The sequence below is a fragment of the Stenotrophomonas sp. TWI169 genome, from assembly GCF_039674705.1.
In the GTDB taxonomy this organism is placed as follows: domain Bacteria; phylum Pseudomonadota; class Gammaproteobacteria; order Xanthomonadales; family Xanthomonadaceae; genus Stenotrophomonas; species Stenotrophomonas maltophilia_P.
Map to the genome: position 1 here is coordinate 186,252 of NZ_JBDJOB010000006.1, position 6,777 is coordinate 193,028.

The 6,777-nt window shown below is 66.0% G+C and carries 8 protein-coding genes; 2 read left to right on the forward strand and 6 right to left on the reverse strand.

Translation table 11 applies throughout. The features are described 5' to 3' along the window. Nucleotides 1-7: 7 nt before the first annotated feature. Together ABE543_RS07320 and ABE543_RS07325 are read left to right on the forward strand one after the other, a co-directional pair. Complete coding sequence (locus ABE543_RS07320) at nucleotides 8-1,006, forward strand: DUF2272 domain-containing protein (RefSeq protein ID WP_346475514.1); 999 nt, start codon at nucleotides 8-10, stop codon at nucleotides 1,004-1,006. A 68-nt stretch (nucleotides 1,007-1,074) separates the two neighbouring features. Continuing rightward, nucleotides 1,075-1,425 (forward strand): DUF3301 domain-containing protein, encoded by a 351-nt coding sequence (locus ABE543_RS07325; RefSeq protein WP_053516603.1) that lies wholly within the window; start codon nucleotides 1,075-1,077, stop codon nucleotides 1,423-1,425. A 116-nt stretch (nucleotides 1,426-1,541) separates the two neighbouring features. Here the strand turns inward: ABE543_RS07325 and ABE543_RS07330 are convergent, their stop codons facing one another. The 6 genes from ABE543_RS07330 to ABE543_RS07355 form a co-directional block, all read right to left on the reverse strand. Then, nucleotides 1,542-1,994 (reverse strand): ClpXP protease specificity-enhancing factor, encoded by a 453-nt coding sequence (locus ABE543_RS07330; RefSeq protein WP_053516602.1) that lies wholly within the window; start codon nucleotides 1,992-1,994, stop codon nucleotides 1,542-1,544. A gap of 85 nt (nucleotides 1,995-2,079) precedes the next feature. After that, on the reverse strand, nucleotides 2,080-2,715 hold the full coding sequence (locus ABE543_RS07335; RefSeq protein ID WP_346475515.1) for a glutathione S-transferase N-terminal domain-containing protein: 636 nt from the start codon (nucleotides 2,713-2,715) through the stop codon (nucleotides 2,080-2,082). A gap of 134 nt (nucleotides 2,716-2,849) precedes the next feature. Next, nucleotides 2,850-3,599, reverse strand: a complete 750-nt coding sequence (locus tag ABE543_RS07340; protein ID WP_346475516.1) for a cytochrome c1 — start codon at nucleotides 3,597-3,599, stop codon at nucleotides 2,850-2,852. Then, nucleotides 3,592-4,851 (reverse strand): cytochrome bc complex cytochrome b subunit, encoded by a 1,260-nt coding sequence (locus ABE543_RS07345; protein ID WP_053516598.1) that lies wholly within the window; start codon nucleotides 4,849-4,851, stop codon nucleotides 3,592-3,594. The genes ABE543_RS07340 and ABE543_RS07345 overlap by 8 nt, the downstream gene beginning before the upstream one ends. Next, complete coding sequence (gene petA / locus ABE543_RS07350; protein WP_053516597.1) at nucleotides 4,851-5,471, reverse strand: ubiquinol-cytochrome c reductase iron-sulfur subunit; 621 nt, start codon at nucleotides 5,469-5,471, stop codon at nucleotides 4,851-4,853. The genes ABE543_RS07345 and petA overlap by 1 nt, the downstream gene beginning before the upstream one ends. A 189-nt stretch (nucleotides 5,472-5,660) precedes the next feature. Continuing rightward, nucleotides 5,661-6,578 (reverse strand): lytic transglycosylase domain-containing protein, encoded by a 918-nt coding sequence (locus ABE543_RS07355; protein WP_346475517.1) that lies wholly within the window; start codon nucleotides 6,576-6,578, stop codon nucleotides 5,661-5,663. Nucleotides 6,579-6,777 lie beyond the last annotated feature (199 nt).

The following is a 6,777-nucleotide window of genomic DNA, read 5'->3' on the forward strand; positions in this document are numbered from 1 at the left end:
GCCGCGCATGCGCCGGATGCTGTTGCCTGCCTGTCTGCTGCTCGCGTCAATGCCCTTGTCCGCCGCAGCGGCCGAGGCCTGTGATGTCCCGCCGCGCTTCGGCCTGAGCCCCTTGGCCATTGCCATCCGCAACGCGGCATGCAACGAGCATCGGCTGTGGTTCCGCCCCTTCATCGACCGCGATGGCCGCGCCGCCAGCCTCAGCGTCACGGAAGCCGAGAACGAGCATCTGGCCGACAACGGCCTGATTGCCTGGCAGCGCGTCTCCCACTACTGGCGTGACAGCGGGACGCTCAACGCCATGGGCAGCATCGCCGGTGCCAGCAGTTGTGCCGCACCACTGGGCTCGCGCTATACCGACAGCGACTGCCGTGCCTTCCTGATCGACAATCCCTGGTCGGCTGCCTTCATTTCCTGGGTGATGGTGCGCGCCGGGGTCCCCGGCTTCAACACCTCGCCGCGCCACATCGACTACATCCGTGCTGCCTACCAGGGTGGCCCTTCCGGCGTGCCTTACCGGCTGGCCGATCCAGCCACGGCTAAGCCGGCCCCCGGTGATCTTCTGTGCTTCCTGCGCGACCGCAGCACCACGCTCAGCTACAGCGGACTGGTACAGGCGCTTGGCAATGGCTCGGTCGGCCATTGGAAGTCGCACTGCGAAGTGGTGGTCGCGGCCAATCTCGGCGGTGACCAGACGTTGTACCTGGTGGGCGGCAACGTCATGAACACCGTGGCGATGCGGCTGCTGCCGCTGGATCGGACCGGACTGATCCAGTTGCCTGCGGCCCGCGAACGCGACAGCACCGGCATCGAGCCCAGCTGCACGCCGGGGCGCGAGGACGAATGCAGTTTCAACCGCCAGGACTGGGCCGCACTGCTGCAGCTGACTGCGACCGCGCCGTTGATCGCACCGGCACCGGCACCGGCACCGGCAGCGGCAACGCCACCGATGACCACAGCGCCCGCAGTGCAGCCGGCTTCCGGTGATCCGCAGCGGATGAACTGAATCTTCTGCTTGATCCAGCAGGCATTCGCCGCCATCTTTGCCGCATCGACACCTGACGCCTAGGAACCATGCCCACCCTGCTGCTGTTGCTGATTGCCGGCGCCATCGTCTACTTCTTCTGGAACGCTGCCCGCTCCGCCGCCGAGCGCGCGGTCGAGCTGGGACGCAACGCCTGCCGCGCCGCCAATGTGCAGTGGCTGGACCAGGCGGTGCATGCCACCGGCCTGCGCCTGTCGCGCGGCGAGGATGGCCGGCTCGGTTTCGAGCGCACCTTCAAGTTCGAATATTCCTACGATGGCATCGATCGCCATGTGGGCCGGATGGTGCTGCGCGGCGATCAGCTGGTGTCGTTCACCGGCCCTGGCGCGGCGCGGATCAGCCAGATCCGGCCGGATGTGGACGATGCCGAGGATGTCTGATCCCGGACATCCACGCGTGGCGTGGATCTTCCTGATCCGGGATCGGTAGCGCCGGGCCATGCCCGGCGACCAGGTCTGTAGAACGGCAAGGCGCAAAGTTGCGCTGGACGCTCCTGTTACTTGACCACGCGCAGGTTCGGCCGGCCCTTCGGCGGCGGTCCTGCCGGCGGCGTATCCTCCGGCGGCGTGTCGTCGTCATGCAGCACTTCGTCGCCGGTCGACGCCGGTTCGCTGCCCGGAATGTCATCCGGCAGTGCCATGCCCTGCCCGGTCTCGCGGGCGTAGACGGCCAGCACGGCGCTGATCGGCACCTGCACCGGGTAGCTGGTACCGGAGAAGCGCGCCGAGAAGCTCACCATCTCGTTGTCGATCATCAGGCGCACTACCGCGCGTTCGGCGATGTTGAGCACCACTCTGCCATCCTTGACCGCCGAAGGCGGCACCTGCACGCCGGGGACGCCGGCGTCGACCAGGATGTGCGGGGTCAGCTGGTTGTCATTGATCCATTCCACCAGTGCCCGCAGCAGGTACGGGCGGTGGCTGGTCATGTGGAAGAAGTCTTCGGTCATGCGTGAAGTGTACGCGCCCGACGCCCCGACCGGGGCGGATCGCCTGCACGCCGGTCGGCGTGCAGACGGGAAAGCAGCGGCCGGCTCAGGCGGGCAGGTCGCGCAGCTTCTTTTCCTGCTCGGTCAGGCTGCGCACGAACCCCGGGTGGCGGAAGATGCGGTTGCCGTAATCCTCGATGGCCTTGCCGTCCTTCGGCAACGCCACATCCAGTGACTGCAGGCGCCAGATGATCGGCGCCATCGCGCAGTCGGCCAGGCTCATTTCCGGGTTCAGGAAGAACTTGCTGGCCTTGAACAGCGGCAGCGACGCGGTCAGCAACTCCTTCAAGCGCTTGCGCCCGGCCTCGGCCTGGGTCTTGTTGCCCAGTTGGATGGCCTGCACCTGCGGCACCCAGTCGTGCTCGATGCGCAGCATCGCCAGGCGGATGCGTGCACGTGACAGCGGATCGACCGGCATCAGCGGCGGATGCGGATAGCGCTCATCAAGGTATTCGCTCACCACCGAAGCGGCGTACAGCACCAGTTCGCGCTCGACCAGGGTCGGCACCGAATGGTACGGATTGAGGTCGATCAGGTCTTCGGGCGGATTCTGCGGATCGACCGCAACGAAATCGAACGTCACACCCTTGGCCGCAAGGACCAGGCGCACACGGTGGCACAGTACATCGTCGTTCGAGGAAAACAGCGTCAGTGTATTGCGCATGCGTACGCTCGCCGCCATCAAAGGCTCTCCTACGACAGGAGACCGCCTGCCGCATCGGCGCCGCCAGCACCGTGCCGGCGGTCGACTTCTCCCCGAGTGTGCAACCGACCATCACAAAAGCCAATAGGCCCAGCCAACGGCCGGCGGCAGAATCAGTGAACGTCCTTCCAGTATTCCTTCTTCAGCAGGTACACCAGGAAGGTCAACAGGGCCAGGAACAGGATCACCCACACGCCCAGCTGCTGCCGCTTGAGCGCAGCCGGTTCGCCGGCGTATTCGAGGAAGTTGGTGATGTCCCGCACGGCCTGGTCGTACTGGCCGGCATCAACCGAGCCGGGGCTGTCGATGCGCAGCCCGGTCACCGGCGGGTCCATGCCTGGCCCTTCGGCCTTGCCGTGCACGGCATGCTGCAGGCCCTGCATTTCCCAGAGCGGGTTGGGCATGGAGGCGTTGGCGAACAACGCGTTGTTCCAGCCCAGCGGGCGGCTGCTGTCGAGATAGAACGACTTGAGGTAGGTGTAGACCCAGTCGCTGCCCCGCACACGCGAGATCAGGCTCAGGTCCGGCGGCATCTTGCCGAACCACTTCTCGGCCTGCTCCTTGGGCATCGCCACCGGCACCGGATCGCCGATTGCCGCACCGGTGAAGTTGAGGTTCTTCATCACCTCTTCCTCGGTCAGCCCCAGGTCCTGCGCCATCCGCGAGTAGCGCAGGTACTTCAGCGCGTGGCAGCTGGAGCAGTAGTTCATGTACAGCTGCGCGCCGCGCTGCAGCGATGCGCGGTCACCGAGGTCGTTGCCGGCCTGCAGCAGCTTGGTGCCGCCTTCGGCAGCGGTGGCCAGGAAACTGCCCAGCATCAGGGCGGCCGCGAGGGCCAGCCGGACCATCCAGCGCTCAGTCATGCGTGGTCACCCTCTCCGGTACCGGCTTGGTCTTGTCCAGCCTTGTCCATAGCGGCATGGTGATGAAGAACGCGAAGTACAGGAAGGTCAGCACCCGCCCGATGTAGGTCTCGTGCACGTCCGTACCCGGACCGGAGCCGATCACGCCCAGCCACACGAAGCACACGGCCAGCATGCCCAGCATCACCTTCGAGATCCAGCCGCGGTAACGCACCGACTTCACCCGCGCCTTGTCCAGCCAGGGCACCAGGAACAGGATGGCGATCGCCGAGAACATCACCAGCACGCCACCGAGCTTGTTCGGCACCACGCGCAGCATCGCGTAGTACGGGGTGTAGTACCACACCGGTTTGATGTGTTCCGGGGTCACCAGCCGGTTGGCCTCGGTGAAGTTGTCGTGCTCCAGGAACAGGCCACCAAAGCCGGGGGCGAAGAAGATGATGAAGGCGGCGATGATCAGCAGGAAGCCGGCGCCGACGCCATCCTTGAGCGTGTAGTAAGGATGGAAGGGAATGCCATCGGCCGGTGCATTGGGCGACCAGCGGTTGCCCTTGGGCCCCTTCTTGATCTCCACGCCATCCGGGTTGTTGGACCCCACTTCATGCAGCGCGCCCAGGTGCAGCACCACCAGCAGCAGCAGCACCAGAGGCAGTGCGATCACGTGCAGCGCGAAGAAGCGGTTGAGCGTGGCATCGCTGGGCAGGTAATCGCCCATGATCCACTCGGTCAGGCCATTGCCGATCACCGGAATCGCGCCGAACAGCGAGATGATCACCTTGGCGCCCCAGAACGACATCTGGCCCCACGGCAGCACGTAGCCCATGAAGGCCTCGGCCATCAGCACCAGGTAGATCAGCATGCCCAGGATCCACACCAGCTCGCGCGGTTTCTGGTAACTGCCATACAGCAGCCCGCGGAACATGTGCAGGTAGACCACGATGAAGAACAGCGATGCACCGGTGGAGTGCATGTAACGGATCAGCCAGCCCCACTCGACATCACGCATGATGTATTCGATGGAGCCGAAGGCCTCCGCCGCGCTGGTCTTGTAGTGCATCGTCAGGAAGATGCCGGTGACGATCTGGTTGACCAGCACCAGCAGCGCCAGTGAACCGAAGTAGTACCAGATGTTGAAGTTCTTCGGCGCGTAGTACTCGCTGACGTGCTTGCGGTAGATCGGCATCAGCCCCGGCGCGCGGGCGTTGACCCAGTCGGCGACGCCTGTCGCGGTACGGCTCAGGATATTGGCCATCAGGCTGCCCCCTCCGGATCGACACCGATGATGAGCGTGTTGTCGTCCTGGTAGTGGTGCGGTGGCACCAGCAGGTTGATCGGCGCCGGCACGTCCTTGAAGACGCGGCCGGACATGTCGAAGCGCGACTTGTGGCAGGGGCAGAAGTAGCCGCCCTTCCACTGCGGGTCATACGGTTCGGGGCGGATCTCGGCCACCATCTCCGGCGAGCAGCCCAGATGCGTGCACAGGCCGACCAGCACCGACACATCGGGCTTGATCGAGCGCAGCTCGGGATTCTGCTTGAGCACGTAGGCGGGCTGCTGGTCCTTCTCGCCGGACTCCGGGTCCTTGAGGCGGTCGTCGAGCCCATGCAGCGCGTCGAGGATCGCCTTGGACCGTTTGACGATCCAGATGGGCTGGCCGCGCCATTCCACGATCAGGCGCTGGCCTTCCTGCAGGGCACTGATATCGGCCACCACCGGTGCTCCCGCGAGCTTCGCGCGGGCACTGGGGTTCCACGATTTGATGAAAGGAACTGCGGTGAATCCGACGCCGACGGCGCCAACCACGGCTGTGGTGGCAGTAAGAAAACGCCGACGTCCGGTATTGACTGGATCGTGTACCCCATCGTTGGCCATCCGGCACTCCGATATTGATTAGGTAGCTTTAAGGCTGCCAGCGGTCTGGTGGGGGCCAGAGCCGCATTGAATCATGGGCGAGTGTAGCGGAACCGTTACGCGCCACACAACGCATTGCAACAACTCTTTGCACCGTGTGCCGATCGGCAGCCGGCGATGGGCCGTCAGTCGGCACCGGCACCGGCCGGACTACTGGTGACTCAAGGCACTGCGGTAACGCTCGGCCAGCTGGCCCACCCGACGCACGTAGTACTGGGTTTCGCTGTAAGGGGGCACGCCACCGTGGCGGTCGACCGCACCTTCCCCGGCGTTGTAACCGGCGGCGGCCAGGGTGAGGTTGCCGTTGAATCGCTTCAGCAGCCACGACAGGTACTGCACCCCGCCACGGATGTTCTGGCCCGCATCGTAGGAGTCACTGACCCCGAAGCGCGCGGCAGTCGGCGGCATCAGCTGCATCAGGCCCTGCGCACCGGCGCGGCTGAGTGCGGTCGGATTGTAGGCCGACTCGGCATGGATGATCGCCCGGACCACCGCCTCCTCCACGCCGAACTCGCGTGCGGCCGAAGCGATCTCGGTCTGGAAGGCTGTCGTGTTCAGACGCACGGTGCTGAAGTCCACGCGCGGGTTGGCCCCACAGGCGTAGCAGCGCTCCATGAAACTGTAGCGGATGGTGCGCACCGGCCCCAGGTGGGCAACCTGGCTGGGCCGCGCACTGGTGTAGTGGCGCACCCCATCCTTCATATAGGAATAGACCTGGCCACTGACCATGCGCCCGGTGCGGGACGTGCCGGCAGCAACCGCCGGAGTCGAAGCAGGCGCCGATGCAGCCGGCACGGGCACGGCGGCACTGGCGGCCATCGCCACCGGATTGCGCTCGATGCTGGCCACGGTGGCCGGCACAGGCCTGGCAACAGTCGCTGCCGGGCGGGCCGGGCGGGCGGCCTCCCGGCTGTAGCTGATGGTGCTGCATTGGGCACCGGCCACACGCTTGCTCACATAGCTGGTGACCCCGTCTGCCCCCTGGCACTTGTACAGGGTGCCGGCGCTGGCCGGCGCAGCGGTCAGCGCAGCGATGATGATCGCCGTTGTCCCCAGTCTCCCCTTCATGGCCGCGAGTGTCCCAGCTTCGCCCCGCGTTGCCAAGCCGTGCGGCTCAGCCTGTGACGTCAGGCACAGCCAGCAGCTGCGCCAGCCCGCCCAGGCGCGGGGCCCGGGACAGGGGCCGCGCCCGCGGGGGGGGCCACCGCCCCCGCGGGCCCCCGGGGGGGGGGGGGATCATGGCCCCCCACCTGGCGCCGGGGTAGGC